At 72.2% G+C, this 16,500-nt stretch carries 15 protein-coding genes; 4 read left to right on the plus strand and 11 right to left on the minus strand.

What is annotated here, in order from left to right; genetic code table 11:
- Positions 1 to 18: 18 nt before the first annotated feature.
- The 3 genes from B073_RS0136490 to B073_RS0136500 all read right to left on the minus strand — a co-directional run bounded on the left by B073_RS0136490 (position 19) and on the right by B073_RS0136500 (position 2,962).
- Positions 19 to 675 carry a LutC/YkgG family protein gene (locus tag B073_RS0136490; protein WP_026248061.1) on the minus strand — a complete coding sequence of 219 codons (657 nt, stop codon included), beginning with the start codon at positions 673 to 675 and terminating at the stop codon, positions 19 to 21.
- Positions 672 to 2,165, minus strand: a complete 1,494-nt coding sequence (locus B073_RS0136495; protein ID WP_018543006.1) for a lactate utilization protein B — start codon at positions 2,163 to 2,165, stop codon at positions 672 to 674. Before B073_RS0136495 ends, B073_RS0136490 begins: the two co-directional genes overlap by 4 nt.
- Positions 2,162 to 2,962, minus strand: coding sequence for a (Fe-S)-binding protein (locus tag B073_RS0136500; protein WP_018543007.1), 801 nt, complete (start codon positions 2,960 to 2,962; stop codon positions 2,162 to 2,164). Before B073_RS0136500 ends, B073_RS0136495 begins: the two co-directional genes overlap by 4 nt.
- A 205-nt stretch (positions 2,963 to 3,167) precedes the next feature.
- Here B073_RS0136500 and B073_RS0136505 point away from each other — a divergent pair, with 205 nt between their 5' ends.
- From B073_RS0136505 to B073_RS0136515, 3 genes are all read left to right on the plus strand, one after another.
- Complete coding sequence (locus B073_RS0136505) at positions 3,168 to 4,499, plus strand: MFS transporter (protein ID WP_018543008.1); 1,332 nt, start codon at positions 3,168 to 3,170, stop codon at positions 4,497 to 4,499.
- A gap of 554 nt (positions 4,500 to 5,053) precedes the next feature.
- On the plus strand, positions 5,054 to 5,824 hold the full coding sequence (locus B073_RS0136510; protein WP_051094383.1) for a GntR family transcriptional regulator: 771 nt from the start codon (positions 5,054 to 5,056) through the stop codon (positions 5,822 to 5,824).
- An 80-nt stretch (positions 5,825 to 5,904) separates the two neighbouring features.
- Positions 5,905 to 7,074: an adenosine deaminase gene (locus tag B073_RS0136515; protein ID WP_018543010.1), complete on the plus strand. Its 1,170-nt coding sequence runs from the start codon at positions 5,905 to 5,907 to the stop codon at positions 7,072 to 7,074.
- Here B073_RS0136515 and B073_RS42375 read toward each other — a convergent pair.
- From B073_RS42375 to B073_RS49490, 6 genes are all read right to left on the minus strand, one after another.
- Entirely contained in the window at positions 7,002 to 7,964 is a 963-nt protein-coding gene (locus tag B073_RS42375; RefSeq protein WP_018543011.1) for an NAD(P)-binding domain-containing protein, read from the minus strand. The two genes, B073_RS0136515 and B073_RS42375, sit on opposite strands and share 73 nt — an antisense overlap.
- 67 nt (positions 7,965 to 8,031) lie before the next feature.
- Positions 8,032 to 9,237, minus strand: coding sequence for an LLM class flavin-dependent oxidoreductase (locus tag B073_RS0136525; RefSeq protein ID WP_018543012.1), 1,206 nt, complete (start codon positions 9,235 to 9,237; stop codon positions 8,032 to 8,034).
- 1 nt (position 9,238) lies between these two features.
- Complete coding sequence (locus B073_RS0136530) at positions 9,239 to 10,273, minus strand: ABC transporter substrate-binding protein (RefSeq protein ID WP_018543013.1); 1,035 nt, start codon at positions 10,271 to 10,273, stop codon at positions 9,239 to 9,241.
- A 44-nt stretch (positions 10,274 to 10,317) separates the two neighbouring features.
- Entirely contained in the window at positions 10,318 to 11,187 is an 870-nt protein-coding gene (locus B073_RS42380) for an ABC transporter ATP-binding protein (protein WP_086023879.1), read from the minus strand.
- A 74-nt stretch (positions 11,188 to 11,261) separates the two neighbouring features.
- Positions 11,262 to 12,080 (minus strand): ABC transporter permease, encoded by an 819-nt coding sequence (locus tag B073_RS0136540; RefSeq protein WP_037813944.1) that lies wholly within the window; start codon positions 12,078 to 12,080, stop codon positions 11,262 to 11,264.
- Between the two features lie 285 nt (positions 12,081 to 12,365).
- Complete coding sequence (locus tag B073_RS49490) at positions 12,366 to 12,563, minus strand: putative leader peptide (protein WP_420706490.1); 198 nt, start codon at positions 12,561 to 12,563, stop codon at positions 12,366 to 12,368.
- 72 nt (positions 12,564 to 12,635) lie between these two features.
- Between B073_RS49490 and B073_RS0136545 the strand changes: the two genes are divergently transcribed.
- On the plus strand, positions 12,636 to 13,058 hold the full coding sequence (locus B073_RS0136545; RefSeq protein ID WP_018543016.1) for a YjbQ family protein: 423 nt from the start codon (positions 12,636 to 12,638) through the stop codon (positions 13,056 to 13,058).
- A gap of 578 nt (positions 13,059 to 13,636) precedes the next feature.
- On the opposite strand, the gene B073_RS42385 is transcribed toward B073_RS0136545, so the two are convergent.
- Together B073_RS42385 and B073_RS0136555 are read right to left on the minus strand one after the other, a co-directional pair.
- Entirely contained in the window at positions 13,637 to 15,976 is a 2,340-nt protein-coding gene (locus tag B073_RS42385) for an NACHT domain-containing protein (protein ID WP_158690316.1), read from the minus strand.
- On the minus strand, positions 15,973 to 16,383 hold the full coding sequence (locus B073_RS0136555; protein WP_158690317.1) for a hypothetical protein: 411 nt from the start codon (positions 16,381 to 16,383) through the stop codon (positions 15,973 to 15,975). Before B073_RS0136555 ends, B073_RS42385 begins: the two co-directional genes overlap by 4 nt.
- Positions 16,384 to 16,500 lie beyond the last annotated feature (117 nt).

Genomic DNA, 16,500 nt, shown 5'->3' on the forward strand with positions numbered 1-16,500 from the left:
GGCCGGCCGCCGCCCGGCTCAGCTCCCGCCGTCCTCCGCCAGCAGGACCACCTCCAGCGTCCGCGGCCCGTGCACCCCTTCCACCCGGTCGAGTTCGATGTCGCTGGTGGCGGACGGCCCGGAGATCCACGTCAGCGGGCGCTCCGGCGACAGGCGCGGCAGTGCTTCGGGCACGGAGCCGACGACCTGTCCGGGCACCCGCACCACACAGAGGTGATGGTCCGGGACAAGGGTGATTCGGCGCCGGCCCTGATCCGGGCCGGCGTCCAGCACCAGCGTGCCGGTCTCCGCGATCGCCAGCGCACACCCCGTCACCACACTGTCCACCGCGTCCAGTTCCCGTGCGGTGTCGCCGGCCCGGTCCGGGAGCACGGTGACCTCGGCGGCCGACAGCCACCGCGGGTCCAGCCCGGCCGGCACCACCACCGTCCGCGCCCCGCGCTCGGCCAGCAGCCGGCCGATCAGCGCCGGCAGTCCGCCGGGCGGGCAGCGGTGCACCACCGCCCGGTAGTCCGCGAGGTTCTCCGCCAGCAGCTCCACGGTCTCCTCGGTCGTCCGGGAGCCGTGCACCCGGAGGTAGTCCCGGGGCACCGGCGGATCGTGCGGCCCCTCGCCGCGGGGCACATCGGCCAGCGCCCGCCGGACCCGTGCCAGCACCACGTCCCTGCCGCTCATTCGGCGCCTCCCGCCTCGGAGTTCCCGGCCGCGCCCCGGGTGCGTCGCCACCAGTCGCGGAACGACTCGGCCGGCACCGCCGGCAGGGCACGGGTGTCGGACCAGGCGCGNCCCGGCCCCGGCAGCCGCCGCGGATGCAGCCGCCGGGTCCGGGCCGCCAGCCGCATCCCGCCGCGCAGCGCGCCCGGATGGTCGAACGCCCAGGCCGCGGCGCGCATCGCGGCCCGCTCCGCGGCATGCCCCCGGGCCGGCTTGACGACGACCCGGGCCCCGTTCCTGGTCACCGGCCCGCCCTGCACCACCCGCTCCCGCAGGTGCACCAGCACCTCGGGGATGTCGATGGCCACCGGGCACACCTCGTAGCACGCCCCGCACAACGAGGAGGCGTACGGCAGCGACTGCTCCAACGGGCCTGCCATGCCGCGGAGTTGGGGCGTGAGAATGGCGCCGATGGGGCCCGGGTAGGGGGAGCCGTAGGCGTGTCCGCCGGCCCGCTCGTAGACCGGGCAGACGTTCAGGCACGCCGAGCAGCGGATGCAGCGCAGCGCCTGCCGCCCGACGGTGTCGGCCAGGGTGTCGGTCCGCCCGTTGTCGAGCAGCACCAGATGGAAGGTGCGCGGCCCGTCGCCGTCCGTGGTCCCCGTCCAGGTGGTGGTGTACGGGTTCATCCGCTCGGCGGTGGCGGAGCGCGGCAGCAGCTGGAGGAAGACCTCCAGGTCCTGCCAGGTCGGCACGGTCTTCTCGATGCCGACGACGGAGATCAGGGTCTCCGGCAGGGTCAGGCACATCCGGCCGTTGCCCTCGGACTCCACGACCACCAGCGTGCCGGTCTCGGCGACCATGAAGTTGGCGCCGGAGATCCCCACCTTGGCGGTGAGGAACTTCTCCCGCAGGTGCAGCCGGGCCGCCTCGGCCAGCTCGGCGGGGGAGTCCGACAGCCCCTCCGGCGCCGGGCGGCCCCATTTCCCCATCTCCCGACGGAAGATGTCGCGGATCTCGGCACGGTTGCGGTGGATCGCCGGCACCAGGATGTGCGACGGCAGGTCGTCGCCGAGCTGCACGATCAGCTCCGCCAGATCCGTCTCGTACGCCCGGATGCCGGCCTCGGCCAGCGCCTCGTTGAGCCCGATCTCCTGCGTCGCCATCGACTTGACCTTGACGACCTCGCGCTCGCCGGTCTGCCGGACCAGCCGGGTGACGATCCGGTTGGCCTCCGCGGCGTCCGCCGCCCAGTGCACCTGGCCGCCCGCGGCGACCACGGACTCCTCCAACCGCTCCAGATAGTGGTCGAGATGACGGAGCGTCCGGTCCTTGAGCGCGGCGCCCGCGGCACGCAGCCGCGCCCAGTCGTCCAGCTCCGCCACCGCCCGGGCCCGCTTGTCGCGGATGGTGTGGGTGGCGTGGGCGAGGTTGGCCCGCAGCCGGGTGTCGCGGGTGGAGACGGCCGCGGCCCGCGGGAACGCCGGCATGCCCAGGAAGCTGCGGCTCATCGGGCGCCCCCTGCCGCACCGGCCGCCCGGCCCGCGCCGCCGCCCGCCGCCACGTCCTCCTCCGTACTGGCGAGGATCTCCGCGAGGTGCACCGGCCGGACCGGCGAACCCTGCCGGACGAGCATGCCCCCGAGATGCAGCAGACAGGAGTTGTCCACCGTGCAGACCGCCTCCGCGCCGGTCCCGGTCACCGCCCGGACCTTGTCGGCGCCCATCGCCACCGACACCGCCGGGTTCTTCACCGCGAACGTCCCGCCGAACCCGCAGCACTCCTCGGCGCCCGGCAGCTCCCTCAGCGTCAGCCCCCGCACCCGCTCCAGCAGCCGCCGCGGCCGGTCGCCGAGCGCCAGCATCCGCAGCCCGTGGCAGGTGGGGTGGTAGGTGACGGTGTGCGGGTAGTACGCACCGACGTCGGTCACCTTCAGCACGTCCACCAGGAACTCCGTCAGCTCGTACGTCTTGGGCACGGCCCGCGCCGCGGCCTCGGCCAGCTCCCGGCCGCGCCCCTCCGCCGCGGCCCGCGCCGCGATCCGCGGAAAGTTCTCGCGCACCATCGCCGCGCAGGACCCGGACGGGGTCACCACGTACTCGTGGTCCGCGAACGCCCGGTCGAAGCGGCGCACCAGCGGCTCGGTGGCGTGCCGGTAGCCGGTGTTGAACTGCGGCTGGCCGCAGCAGCTCTGCTCCGCCGGGAAGTCGACGTCGACGCCCAGCCGTTCCAGCAGGGTCACCACCGCCCGCCCGGTCCCTGGGCGGAGCGTGTCGTTGATGCAGGTGACGAACAGCGCTACCCGCACGGTGCCTCCTCCTCGCGCTCTTCTCCGGCGGCCCGCCGGGCACCGCCACCGCGTTGCGGCCGTGTTGCCACAGCGTTGCCGCGGTTCTACGGCCGCGACCGCGCCGCCGTATCCCCTGGCGGCGACCCGCCCCACCGGTACATGATCACCTGGGTCATCCTGCCCCAGTGGCACGCCGAGGAGAAGAACCGGGAGCTGAAGGACGATGTCGAGCGCACAGCACATAGCCGAGGACCGGGCCCCCGACGGCCCCCGTCCGCCGTCCCGGCTGCGGCAGTTGGCCGCCGCCTCGGTCGGCAACGCCGTCGAGTGGTACGACTGGTACGCCTACTCCTTCCTGGCGGTCTACTTCGCCGACCAGGTCTTCCCCAAGGGCGCCGGCAACTCCCTGGTGCCGCTGCTCGCCACCTTCGGGGTCTTCGCCGTCGGCTTCTTCATGCGCCCGGTCGGCGGGCTGCTGCTGGGCGCGGTCGCCGACCGGCGCGGCCGGCGCGCCGCGCTGACCCTCACCATCCTGCTGATGGGCGGCGGCAGCCTGCTGGTCGCGCTCACCCCCACCTACGCGGCCACCGGCGTCCTCGCCCCGATCGTGCTGGTCGTGGCCCGCCTGGTGCAGGGCCTGTCGGTGGGCGGCGAGTTCGCCGCGTCCACCACCTTCCTGGTGGAGTCCGCCGGACCGGGCCGGCGCGGCCTGTTCTCCAGCTTCCAGTACGTCTCCACCACCCTCGGCCAGCTGCTCGCCTCCGGCACCGGGGCACTGCTCGCCGCGCTGCTCACCGAGCGGCAGATGGGCCAGTGGGGCTGGCGGATCGCGTTCCTCGTCGGCGCCCTGCTGAGCCTGTTCGGACTGTGGATCCGAAGCGGTGCCCAGGAGACCCTTCCGCAGGCCGCCGAGGACGCCGAGTCCCCGGACGCCGCGCAACGGGCCGCCCGCCCCGGCCTGTTCGAGGGCCTGCGTCGCTACCCCCGTGAGTCGCTCCTCATCTGCGGCATCACCGCCGGCGGCACCCTCGCGTACTACACCTGGACCACTTACCTGCCCACCTACGCCCAGGTCAACGCCGGTTTCGACAAGGGCGACGCGCTCACCGTCGGCACCCTGTCGCTGGCCTTCTTCGCCCTGCTCCAGCCGCTGGGCGGCCTGCTCTCCGACCGCATCGGACGCAAGCCGCTGCTGCTCGCCTTCGGCCTGGGCTTCGCCGTGCTGAGCGTGCCGCTGCTGCACCTGGTCACCGACGCCTTCGTCTCGCTCCTGCTGGTGCAGTGCGCCGGCATGGTGCTGCTCACCGGCTACACGTCGGTCGCCGCCGCGGTGAACGCCGAGGTCTTCCCGGCCCGGGTGCGCGCCGCCGGCATCGGCTTCCCGTACTCCTTCACCGTCGCGCTCTTCGGCGGCACCGCCCCCTACGTCGGCACCTGGTTCAAGCAGGCCGGCCACCCGGACCTCTTCCCCTGGTACGTGGCGGCGCTCTGCCTGGTGTCGTTCTTCGTCTACCTGGCGCTTCCGGAGACCGCGCGCAAGCCGCTGGCACAGTAGCCGCCCGTCGGCCAAGTGGCCCGCCCGTCAGGGTGGTTGGGCCCCGGACACGCGGAAGGCGCCGCTCCTCCTGGGACGAGGAGGAGCGGCGCCCCGCGGTGCGGCAAGTGCGTCAGACCAGCCAGCCCACGAGGTGGACGATGCCGGCAAGCAGGCTGGTGATGATGTTCATCTGGTTCTGTCTCCTAGCGAAGTGTGGGACCAACTCCCCGGCGCGACAAGGGGTGTCGGCCGGAGGCGCGCCGTAACGGTCTGCAGCCCGTCGCCTGCGCCCCGTAAGCATCACCCGTCGCGGGGCGGCAGGGAAGCCGTTCCATGATCGACCACGCTTTCCGGCGAACACTCGATCGGCCGTTCGTTTGTTCCCGCATGGGCGGGAGGTGGGACTGCATTGTCAGACAAGAGAGTGGTGTTCGGTGCCGTGCCGGGCCCGGCGGCTCCGGTCGCCGGAGTCGGGGTGCCCGGTCATCGGCCCCTGGTCGGTGGGAAACTGGCGGTGCGCGCCCGTCCGGGGCGCGGTGCGAGTGGTCGACCACGGACGCGGGGAGACGGACATGGCTGGCAGACAACAGGACCGGGGGAGCGCCCCGGTGCGGCCCCAGCGGCGCCCGGTCGTCGCGCTGTACGAGCGGATGGTCGAGGCCATCCGTACCGGCACCTATCCGCCGGGCTCCACCTTGCCGTCCGAGCCCCGGCTCGCCGCCGAACTGGGCGTGAGCCGGACCGCGTTGCGCGAGGCGCTGATCCTGCTCCAGGAGGACGGCGTGATCAGCGTCCGGCGCGGGGTGGGCCGCACGGTCAGCCATCATCTCCCGCCGCGCGGCTTCGAGTTCCTCAAGCCGGTCGAGCGGCTGCTCGGGGAGGGCGGGCAGGCGGTGATCGTGCCGCTGGCCCGCACCCGCGAGGAGCCCACCGACTTCTCCACCCAGCACCTGGTCCTGCCGGCCCACGGCGAGGTGCGCTTCTGGGAGAGCGTGATCGAGGTCGGCGGCCTCCCGGCCTGCCTGACCCAGGAATGGGCCTCGGACGAGACGCTGACGGAGCTGCTGCCGGACGCCGTCGCCGCGTTCGACGGGCCCGGCGGGAACACGTCGTCCCTGCTGGGCCTGCTGCTGGACGCCGGGCGCGGACTGCCGCTGACCGGCAGCAGCACCATTGTGGCCACCACCCTCGGCCGGCAGCGCGGCGCCCAGCTGGGCCGCCCCGCGGACACCCCCGGCGTCCTGGTCACCCAGGTCGTCCGGCTGGACCGCACGCCGCTGCTGGCCGCCAAGCACATGCTGCCGCCGGGCGCCCCCGCCCTTCCCGTCTGGCAGGCCCGCTGACCGGCCCGGACGCCGCGCATCCCGACCGGCCGCCGGGCCCGGTCGCCCGGTGGCGGCGGGACGTGTCATACTCCCGCCCCATGACCTTGTCTGACAAGCTTCCGACGCAGTCCCCGCACCTCCTCGACCGGGAGCGGATCCGCCGCGCCCCCAAGGTGCTCCTCCACGACCACCTCGACGGCGGGCTGCGCCCGGAGACGATCATCGAACTGGCCGCGGCCATCGGCTACCGGAACCTGCCCACCACCGACCCGGCAGCGCTGGCCGTCTGGTTCCGGGACGCCGCCGACTCCGGCTCCCTGGAGCGGTATCTGGAGACCTTCGCGCACACCTGCGCCGTGATGCAGACCCGCGAGGCACTGTCCCGGATAGCCGCCGAGTGCGCCGAGGACCTGGCTGCCGACGGCGTCGTCTACGCCGAGGTCCGCTACGCCCCCGAGCAGCACCTGTCCGCCGGCCTCACCCTCGACGAGGTCGTCGAGGCGGTCAACGACGGCTTCCGGGAGGGCGAGCGCCGCGCCGCGGCGGCCGGCCGACCGATCCGGATCGGCACGCTGCTGTGCGCCATGCGGCACGCCGACCGCTCCCTGGAGATCGCCCGGCTCGCCGTCGCCCACCGCGACCGCGGCGTGGCCGGCTTCGACATCGCCGGCGGCGAGATCGGCAACCCGGCCGGCCGGCACGCCGAAGCCTTCGACTACCTCCGTGCCGAGGGCGCCCGGGTCACCGTCCACGCCGGTGAGGCGGTCGGCATGGAGTCCATCCATGAGGCGGTGCTGCGCTGCGGCGCCCACCGCATCGGCCACGGCGTCCGCATCACCGACGACCTCACCATCGGCGCGGACGGCCGGGTCGCCCTCGGCCGGCTCGCGTCCTACGTCCGCGACATGCGGATCGCCCTGGAGATCTGCCCGACCTCCAACCTCCAGACGGGTGCCGCCGCCGGCTACTCCGAGCACCCCATCGACCTGCTCCGCCGGCTCGGCTTCCGGGTCTGCCTCAACACCGACAACCGCCTGGTCAGCGGCACCACCATGACCCAGGAGTTCGCGCACCTGCGGGACACCTTCGGCTACGGCACCGCCGAGCTGGAGGAGTTCACCGTCAACGCCGCCAAGGCCGCCTTCCTCCCCTTCGACGAGCGGACCGCCCTGATCAACGAGGTGATCCGCCCCGGCTACGCCCAGCTGCGGGCGTGGGAGCTGGGCCGCGTCCCGGTGAGGGAGACCGCCGCCGCGCCGGCCGCGTAGCCACCGCCCCCGACGAGGCCATCGGCCGGGCGCGGGCCCGGAACATCCGCGTCCGGGGGCCCGGCCGGCAACTGCCGGATCTCCTGGACAGCGGCCCGGCCGGCCCGGTTGGCGCCGATGGTGCCGGCGGACGGCCCGTAGCCGACGAGGTGCACCCGGGGGTCGCGCACCGCCCGGGTCCCGGCCATCCGGATGCCGCCGCCCGGCTCGCGCAGCCGCAGCGGCGCCAGATGGTCGACGGCGGCCCGGAAGCCGGTGGCGTACTCGACGGTGCGCCCGTCGTCCCAGGCCACCCCGTCCGGCGTGACCCGGTCGAAGAGCGGCAGCCGCGTAAGGACGCCGCTCTCCCGGGCCTGCCGGACCGCCTCGGTCATCGGCAGCCCGGTCACACTGACCACGCTGCGCGGCGGCAGCCCCTGCCGGACCCGCTCCGCCACCAGCGCGACCGCCGCCCGCCCCTCGTCCGCGCCGAACGGCCCGGTACGGAACACCGGTGGCCGCCGGGTCACCCAGGTCGTCGCCGCCGCGACCGGCGCGATCTCCAGCAGCTGCTGGACGGCCGAGGTGCCGCCCCCGACGACCACCACCCGGGCGCCGCGGAACCCCTCGGGGCCGCGGTACCGGGCGCTGTGCAGCTGCCGCCCGCGGAAGTCCTCCTGCCCCGGGAACCGCGGCCAGAACGGCCGGTCCCAGGTGCCGGTCGCGTTGATCACCGCCCGCGCCGCGTACGTCCGCTGCGAGGTCTCCACCCGCAGCCGCCCGTCGCCGGCCTCCCGCACCGCGGTGACGCTCACCGGCCGGTGCACCCGCAGCCCGAACCGCCGCTCGTACGCCGCGAAGTAGCCGCCGATCACCACGACCTCGACCTCACGCACCCCGGTGTAGTTCATGTTTCTACTAACTCGTGGTGGGGCCGGAATCTTCCCACCGCCCCACCCCCTGTGCCGACCGCCCGGCTCAGCGCCCGCCGGACACCAGCAGCGGCGCACCGCCGGGAGCCGAGGCCGGCCGCCCGTTCGCCGCCGGCACCCCGGCGAGCGGCGCCGGCCCGGCCGCCAACAGCCCCCGCCCGGCCAGCTCGGGCCGGACGCCCTCCCCGAACCAGTACGCCTCCTCCAAATGCGGATACCCGGACAGCACGAAGTGCTCGATGCCCAGCGCGTGGTACTCCTCGATCCGGTCCGCCACCTCCGCATGGCTCCCGACCAGCGCGGTCCCCGCACCGCCCCGCACCAGGCCGACCCCCGCCCACAGATTGGGCGAGATCTCCAACCTGTCGCGCGAACCGCCGTGCAGCGCCAGCATCCGCTGCTGCCCCACCGACTCGCTCCGGCCCAGCGCCTGCTGCGCGGCGGCCACGGTGTCCGGGTCGAGGTCGTCCAGCAGCCGGTTCGCGGTGGCCCACGCCTCCTTCGACGAGTCCCGGGAGAGGGTGTGCAGCCGGATCCCGAACCGGACCGTCCGGCCCTCCCGCTCCGCCAGCCCGCGAATCCAGTCGATCTTCTGCTTCACCTGCTCCGGCGGTTCGCCCCAGGTCAGATAGACATCGACGTTCCGCGCGGCCACCGGCCCGGCCGCCGCCGACGACCCACCGAAGAAGATCTCCGGCAGCGGATCCGGCGGCAGCGCCGTCAGCCCGCCCTCGACCTCGTAGTGCTCCCCCCGGAAGTCGAACGGCCGGCCGCTCCACACCCCCCGCACGACCCGCAGGAACTCGTCCGTCCGCGCATACCGCTGATCATGGCCGAGATGGTCCCCGAACCGCTTCTGCTCGGTGGAGTCCCCGCCCGTCACCACGTTCAGCAGCAGCCGCCCCCGTGAGACCCGCTGGAACGTGGCCGCCATCTGCGCGGCCAGCACCGGCGAGATCACCCCCGGCCGGAACGCCACCAGGAACTTCAGCCGCTCGGTGACCTGCGCCAGCGCCATCGTCGTCAGCCAGGCGTCCTCGCACCACGTACCGGTCGGAGTGAGCACCGCCTCGAACCCCAACTGCTCGGCGGCCTTGGCGATCTGCGCCAGATAGCCGACGTCCGGGGCGCGCACCCCGCTCACCGGAGTGATCCGGTCCCGCCGGACGCCGCCGTCGGTGTAGGCGTGCCGGTCGACGAGCGTCCGCCCGTCGCCGCCGGTCGGCAGGAACCAATGCAGGTGTACGGACATATCACCGGGCCTTTCCGTAGGTACGCGGCGCCGTGCCCGAAGGCGGCAGACCGCTGTTGAAGCGGGGATCGACCAACTCCCCGAAGTCGAAGGAACGCGGGATCAGCTTCAGCGCCGCGAAGGTGTCCACGATGCGCTGCTCGGAGGCGACGGCGTTCTTGTCCACGGCGACCGGCACCGCCGTCCCCCGGGTGCGCCGGACCGCGTCCAGCGCCACCTTCTCCGGCATCCCGGTCGCCTCGGCCCAGACCTTCGCCCAGGCCGCCGGGTGCCGGAACACCCAGTCCTGCGCCCGCCGCAGCCGCGCCGTGTAGTCCTTCAGCGCCGCCGACTTCGCCCCGTCGGCCAGCGCGGCGGGCGCTGCGACCTGGAAGCTCAGCCCGTTCACCCGCCCCTGACCGTTCGTCAGCACCCGGGCGCCGGCCTGGTCGAGCGCCTGCGAGGTGTACGGATCCCACACCGCCCAGGCATCGACCTTCCCCCGGGTGAACGCGGCCAGCGCGTCCGCCGGCTGGAGGTGGTTGAGCGTGACGTCCTTGGGCGACAGCCCCGCCTCCTTCAGTGACGCGATCAGCTGGTAGTGGGCCGAACTGCCCTGCGCCACCGCGATCGACTTCCCCTTGAGCTGTGCCGGGGACGTCAGCGGCGAGTCCTTCTTCACCAGGATCGCCTCACCGTCCGACCGGCTGTGGGACCCGGCGATCACCTTGATCTTCGAGTGCGCGGCCCCCGCGAACACCGGCGGGGTGTTGCCCACCGCCCCGACGTCCACCGCCCCCGCGTTGACCGCCTCCAGCAGCGGTGGCCCGGAGGTGAATGTCGACCACCTGATCGTGTAGGGCAGCTCGTCCAGCTCGCCCGCCGCCCGCAGCATCGCCTCCGAACCCCCTTTCTGATCCCCGACGTTCAGCGTCGGCGCCCCCTTCCCGTCGGTATGTCCGCCGATCCCACCCATGCCTCCGCCGGCCCGCGGTGCACCCCCGCAGGCCGTCGACGCCAGCACCAGGGGCAACGCCGCGGCCAGCGCGAGACGCATCCGACGGTGCCTCGGTGAGCGCTCGGCGGTGCTGCGTGCAGTTCTCATGGGGTGTCCGTTCCGCCGTCGGGCGCCACGGGCCCGCTGCTCGCTGTCGCCGTCTCGCCGTCGGTCGGCTGCGGCCGGCCGCCCACCGGTTCCGTCTCGCCGTCCACCGTCTCCCTCTCGCCGTCGTCCGTTCCGGCCACGCCCAGGCGGCCGAGCAGCCGGGCGCGCAGCGCCGCACACCGCGGGTCCGTGACATCCCGCGGCCGGGGCAGCTCCACCGCCGTCTCGTACGCGATCCGGCCGTCCTCCATGACCAGCACCCGGTCGGCCAGCAGCAGCGCCTCCTCCACGTCATGGGTGACCAGCAGCACCGCGCACCCGCGCTCCTGCCACAGCTCGGCCACCAGCCGCTGCGCCGTGATCCGGGTCAGCGCGTCCAGCGCGCCGAACGGCTCGTCGAGCAGCAGCAGATCCGGGTCGCGCACCAGGGCCCGCGCCAACGACACCCGCTGCGCCTCGCCGCCGGACAGCGTCTTCGGCCAGGCATCCGCCTGATGCCCGAGCCCGACCTCCGCCAACGCCTGTTCCGCCACGGCACGTTCGACCCCGCCGGGCAGCCCCAGCACCACATTCCGCCAGACCCGTTTCCACGGCATCAGCCGCGGTGCCTGGAACGCCACCGCCCGGCGCCGCGGCACCAGCACCTCACCCTCGATCTCCCGGTCGAGCCCCGCCAGCACCCGCAACAGCGTCGACTTCCCACACCCACTACGCCCCAACAACGCAACGAACTCACCCTCCCCGATGCGCAGTTGAAGTCCATCGACGACCCGCCGCCGATCGAACTCCCGCACCAGCCCCGCGACCCGCACCGCGCCTCCGGCCACCTCCTCCGACCGGGAGGACGCGGACGACGCGGACGACAGGGGCGACGGGGGCGGCCCGGACGACGGGAGAGTGGTGGGCGTGGGCGTGGACGATGCGCCCACCGCGAGGGGGCTCACCGCCCCGTGAACGTCGGTCGCCACTGCAGCAACAGCCTTTCGAGGGTACGGACAAGGAAATCGGCGAGCAGCCCGAGAACCGCGTAGACCACCAGACACACGACGATCACATCGGTACGGAAGAACTCCCGTGCCTGGTTCATCAGGAAGCCCAGCCCGTCGTCGGCGTTGACCTGCTCACCGAAGACCAGCGCCAGCCAGGCAGTGGCCAGTGCGTACCGCAGCCCGGTCATGGCACCGGGCAACGCCCCGGGCAGCACCACATGCCGGATCAGCCCCCACCGGCCCAGCCCGAGCGAGGTCCCGGCCTCCATCAACTGCGCGTCCACGCCCCGGATCCCGGCGTACACGTTCAGATAGAGGTGGAACGCCACCCCGACCGCGATCAGCGCGATCTTCGGCGCCTCGCCGATTCCCAACCAGATGATGAAGAGCGGGATCACCCCCACCCAGGGAATCGACCGCAACATCTGCACGGTCGCGTCGACCAGGTCCTCACCCAGCCTCGAGAGGCCCGCCACCAGCGCCAGCCCGATCCCGGCGACCCCGCCCAACACCAGGCCCACCACGACCCGTTGCAGCGAGACCCCCATCGCCGACGGCAGCGTCCCGTCCGCCACCATGCCGCCGGCCGCCCGGGCGATGTCCACCGGCGACGCGAGCAGGTCCGCCGCCAGCACCCCGCTGCCGCTCAGCACCTGCCACACCACGACCAGCCCGACCGGCCCGACGGCCCGCCGCATCCACCGCGGCACCTTCCACCGCCGCCCCGAAACAGGCACCACCCGGGACAATTCCACGGCCCCACCGCTCATAGACAACCCCAGACATAGAGAACCAGGCACCCGGACCCGCACCACACGACGCCAGGCAACGTCCGCCCGGACGCACGGAACGCAGGCAGCCGCCCGCAGACACACCCGAGCGCACACCGGCACAGCACGCCACCCCGGCAAGGAACCAACGCCGAACGCCCAGCCACAGAACAGAACTCAACGAGTGCGAAAGAAACCCACTCAGACCGAACAAAGCTCAGCGAGCCCTGCGGAGACCGAACAGCACACAAGGACCGAGCCGAACCGCCCGGAACGGAACGAACGTCAGCAACCGCGGCCGCGGCGACAACACGCGGCGGACGCCACCCGCAGCAGGTCGATATGACCGCGCGTGGTGAGCAGGGCTGACGTAGACATGCCGACGAACGTAGCGCCGCCCGGAGAGCCGGTCAAACCCCCGTCTCGGCACCCGGACCTTTGTTTCCGCAGCATTGACCGGCCATGTCGACCGGCCATGACCATCACCAGGCAGCCCCGCCGCCACCACCCCCGCACCTACGGGGTCCGCCCCCTCGCCTTTGCGAAAATCGCCGCATGGCTGCAACCTTCACGACACGAGAAATCGACGTACACACCGGCTCCGCGGAGACCGTCCACGACCTGACCCGGGACTGCGTCGCCTTCCTCCGGGACGTGGCACAGGGCCGCGACGGCCTGCTGAACGTCTTCACACCCCACGCCACGACGGGCGTCGCCCTCCTGGAGACCGGCGCTGGCAGCGACGACGACCTCCTCGCCGCACTCCGCGATCTCCTCCCGCCCGACGACCGCTGGCGCCACCGCCACGGCACCCCCGGCCACGGCCGCGACCACGTCCTCCCCGCCCTCGTCCCCCCACACGCCACCCTCCCCGTCCTCACCGGCAAACTCACCCTCGGCACCTGGCAGTCGATCTGCCTGGTGGACACCAACGTCGACAACCCGCACCGGCGGGTGCGACTGAGCTTTCTGGGCTGATCAAGATCGCTCCGGGGATGGCTGCGAAGTCTCCGTACCCTGCGTGCGCGAAACGGAGAGTCCTTGGCCTTCGTCGCCGCAAGGTGGCTGCGCTGGGAACGGTGGTCGCCGGAGCGGCGGCGGGTCCTGTGGGGGCGGGTGCCGCACCGGGCTCGGCGATGCCTGTCATCGGCGGCTTCCTCTGCGCGCTGTGCTTCGCCCGTCCGGTACGGGGGGCGAGGACCACCGCGATCGTCTTCGCATCGTTGGTGATTCTCTTCGGCCTCGGTGTCTTGGGGCGTGGAATGCCAGCCCGGATCGTCCAACTGAGTCTGGGGATCGCCATCGTCCGCAGGGGAGGCAGCCGCTGCGGATTTCGTGGGTCGCCTGGTGCCTGCTGGCTGGAGGGTCGGCCCGCGAGTCCGCGTCGATGCGCGAAGAGGCGCCTGGCGAGTCAGGGGGACGGGGCAGGGCTGGCGGGCGCGGGCGTGGGCGCGGGCGGATCACCTTCTTTCTCTGCAGGAAAGAAGGTGGCTGTGCAGGACGGCAGCTGTGTCGGCGAACGTGGACCTACGGCACGTGATCGAGCCGCCGTCGCCCTAGCCGTGGCTATCGGTGTCCGCGGTGTCGAAGGGGCGGTCCAGGTTGCCGTTGTCGTTGCCGGTCCGGTGGAGGATGCGCTCGGGCGGGGTGTCGGTGGTGGCGCACAGGTGGTCCCGGAGCTGGGCGTGGCGGAACTGGTAGACCGTGCCGACCTGGCGCAGGACCTTTCGCTCGCAGGCGTCCTGCAGGAACGCGTCCAGGTCCCTCGGCAGCCATCCCGACAGGGGCAGCCAGATTCGGGCCAGGACCACCCAACGCCCCCAGGCGGTCATGGTGCCGACCCCGAGCGCGATCATGGATCCGGCCACCAGTCCGGCCCCGAGTCCGAACACGGCGCTGTTCACCACGAGCCCGAACAGGATCCCGTATCCGGACCCGATCACGAGCCCGATGGTGAGTATCTGCTTGAGTACGGTGGCGCGGTTCGTGTTCAACAGGACCGACGGCAGGGCGAATTCCTCTCTTTCCTCTCTCGGGATGACAGTCTCGAACCCGGCCCCGAGCGCGGCGACGAGCCCCATCGCGAACCCCAGGCCGATCCCGACCGCGAGTTCCTCCCCCGCACTCAGCGCGATCATGGGCCCGGGGACACCCAGGAGGGCCATCAAGGCCGCGCCTCCGAGCGCCCACAGGAGCCCGAACAGGAGGCCACCGGCGAGCCCGCCCGCGACTCTGGGACGGAAGCTCTCCCGCAATCTGGCCTTCGTCCCGTTCTTCGTCCAGCCCCGAAGTCTGATCTCCATGAGCGACGGTTCGAACTTCGGGCCGCCGACCTTCATCTTCGTGACGAACCCGTGCATGAGCCCGAAGGTCAGACCCAGCCCGAGCCCGTTCACCGGGCCGGTGAGGCTTGCCGCCATGAAACCGACCGCGGGCCCGTACAAGAGCCCGTCCTCGGCCCCGTTAACCAGCCCGGCTACGAGGCCGGACGCGATTCCGACCGTGACCCCGACCCGCAGCATGAGCCAGCGCAGCTTCACAGTGGTCCCCAGCCGCCACCATTCGATGTCGGGCGTTTTGAGTTCCGTCAGATGTGCGGCGAGGTAGCGGAGCCAGTGCTGGGCGCGTTCGGCATCCCAGCGCCGGTGTTCTCCTGCTGCGGGCTCGTCGCTGAGAAAGCGCTTGTAGGCGGTGGGGATGAAGATGTCCAAGAGGTGTTTTTCAAGGGCTTCTCGGGTGCCGAACTTCTCGGGTTTCAGCAGGTCCGACGGGTCGAGTTCGGATTCGTAGACGAATCGGGCCAGTGTGACCATCAAGGGGGTGGTCAGCACGGCGCCGAGATTGGCGGCGGCCTGTGTGTGGGGACGGCGGCGCAACTCACGCAGGACGTAAGCCCACCCGGTCCGGGGGGCGACGTCCATACTCTCGGGGAGAGTTGTGCCGGTGGCCTCCTGCAGGTAATTGACGGAGTCGTCGAGGTTGAGGTCGATCAATTCGATAGCGGCGGCGGAGGGCACCACCTTGGCTTCTTCCCTGACGGCCTCGATTTCGGCGCGGCGACTGGTCACGAGCAGCGGAAAGTCGCAGCTGTTGAGCGCTATCAGCGCGTCTTTGCGCAGACCGATGGCGATCTCGTCGAACCCGTCCAGGATCGGTAGCACGTAGTCGGCATCCACCAGCGTGGCGGCCCACGTCTTGTTACCGGTGGGGCCAGCCTCGGCGAGAAAGGACTGATCCCGCTCCAACCGGTTGATCAACCAGTTGCGCAGCAAGGTAGTTTGAGGATTCCATGATCCGAGACTGAAGATCACCGGTACTGGCGCTTCGCGGGCGCGACGACGCGCCTTCAGGCGGGTCAGTGCGAAACGCAGGGCCAGGGCGCTCTTCCCTGAGCCTCCCCGCCCCAGCACCAAAAGCCAGGGGGAATCCGCCTGTTCGTGGCCGCCTGCCGTGATCTCGTCCAGTGAACCGGCCAGGTCCAGCGGGGGAGCATCCGTTGCCCCGGCCGGGGCTTTGCGGATGTCTTCCCCGCGGCCGAGCACGTTCCCAGGCACCGGTTGCCAGCGCACCGGCAGCGAGTCCCGATCCCGTAGCCGCAGTTCTGCCACCTCACGCTGCAGGCGAGCGCGCACCTCATGCGCGAGCAGATCGGCCTTTTGGGCCAGCTCGTCATCAACGGAGCCGCGCTCGGCGCGCACTGCCTGCACGAGTTGCTCGACCAACTCGGCCAGCGCGTGTTCGGTGGTGGCCCCTTTGGCGAATTGCACGATGACATTGCCGTCTCCGAAAGTGACAATGCCCGAGACGTCTCCGAACGTGACCTTCCGTTCGCCGCTCGACTGGTCAGGCGTATGTGCGACGGGCCCCGACTCCTGCGGATCCGGCGCGACGCTCACAGGTACTGGATGTTCGTCGCGCCATCGCCGACGGAGATGATCCCGGTATTGTCCGTGACGGAGACGCTGCGCGCCCCGGTGGCCTGTGGGGCCGGGCGCTCGGGCAGCATCGCCGACAACTCGTCGGCGAACTGGGGGTCGTCCCTCAGCGCCCTTTTGATCTGCCGGCGCAGTGCGGCCCGTACGTCCGGGTCCTCACCCCTCCCCGCCAGGTCGGTGACGCCGACCTCAACCGACACGGCGTCGGTGCCACGGTGCAGGATCCGGGCGGGCAGCCGCTGTCCCAGCCGCACCGTCGCTCCGGCTGCCTCGTCCTCGGTCCTGGTCAGCACGCCGACGCCGTACGCGCCCACCGCCGCTTCACCTGCAGGCATGACCTGGCCGAGCAACGTGTCGATCTCAGTCAACAGAGGTACCTCCCTCTTCACGCGGATCGTCGGTTTCCGCGGCCGTCCTCGCCTCGGCAGGCAGGCGCCTGTGCCTGCCTGCCGCCCTGCTTGAGCCTCCGTTACACAGGCGGTGGT

The organism is Streptomyces sp. MspMP-M5 (genome assembly GCF_000373585.1).
Lineage (GTDB): Bacteria > Actinomycetota > Actinomycetes > Streptomycetales > Streptomycetaceae > Streptomyces.